Source organism: Pseudomonas taiwanensis DSM 21245 (assembly GCF_000425785.1).
GTDB lineage: Bacteria > Pseudomonadota > Gammaproteobacteria > Pseudomonadales > Pseudomonadaceae > Aquipseudomonas > Aquipseudomonas taiwanensis.
This window is the reverse complement of sequence record NZ_AUEC01000071.1, coordinates 1-1,146: the sequence shown is the minus strand read 5'-3', so window position 1 is coordinate 1,146 and position 1,146 is coordinate 1. Positions and strand designations below refer to the sequence as shown.

The following is a 1,146-nucleotide window of genomic DNA, read 5'->3' as shown; positions in this document are numbered from 1 at the left end:
AGATCCCGGATTTGCCTAAGATCTCAGCCTACCACCTTAAACTTGGACAACCAACGCCAAGCTGGCCTAGCCTTCTCCGTCCCTCCATCGCAATAACTGGAAGTACAGGAATATTAACCTGTTTTCCATCGACTACGCTTTTCAGCCTCGCCTTAGGGACCGACTAACCCTGCGTCGATTAACGTTGCGCAGGAAACCTTGGTCTTTCGGCGTGGGAGTTTTTCACTCCCATTGTCGTTACTCATGTCAGCATTCGCACTTCTGATACCTCCAGCAAGCTTCTCAACTCACCTTCACAGGCTTACAGAACGCTCCTCTACCGCGTCATCAAAGATGACACCCGTAGCTTCGGTGCATGGTTTGAGCCCCGTTACATCTTCCGCGCAGGCCGACTCGACTAGTGAGCTATTACGCTTTCTTTAAAGGATGGCTGCTTCTAAGCCAACCTCCTAGCTGTCTAAGCCTTCCCACATCGTTTCCCACTTAACCATGACTTTGGGACCTTAGCTGACGGTCTGGGTTGTTTCCCTTTTCACGACGGACGTTAGCACCCGCCGTGTGTCTCCCATGCTCGGCACTTCCAGGTATTCGGAGTTTGCATCGGTTTGGTAAGTCGGGATGACCCCCTAGCCGAAACAGTGCTCTACCCCCTGGAGTGATACATGAGGCGCTACCTAAATAGCTTTCGAGGAGAACCAGCTATCTCCGAGCTTGATTAGCCTTTCACTCCGATCCACAGGTCATCCGCTAACTTTTCAACGGTAGTCGGTTCGGTCCTCCAGTCAGTGTTACCTAACCTTCAACCTGCCCATGGATAGATCGCCCGGTTTCGGGTCTATACCCAGCGACTAAACGCCCTATTAAGACTCGCTTTCGCTACGCCTCCCCTATTCGGTTAAGCTCGCCACTGAATATAAGTCGCTGACCCATTATACAAAAGGTACGCAGTCACCTAACAAAGTAGGCTCCCACTGCTTGTACGCATACGGTTTCAGGTTCTATTTCACTCCCCTCTCCGGGGTTCTTTTCGCCTTTCCCTCACGGTACTGGTTCACTATCGGTCAGTCAGTAGTATTTAGCCTTGGAGGATGGTCCCCCCATGTTCAGACAAAGTTTCTCGTGCTCCGTCCTACTCGATTTCATTGA

1 rRNA gene is annotated in these 1,146 nt (G+C 51.2%); it reads right to left on the bottom strand.

The features are described 5' to 3' along the window. Positions 1-1,146: ribosomal RNA gene (locus tag H620_RS0118940) — 23S ribosomal RNA — on the bottom strand; the annotation flags it as partial.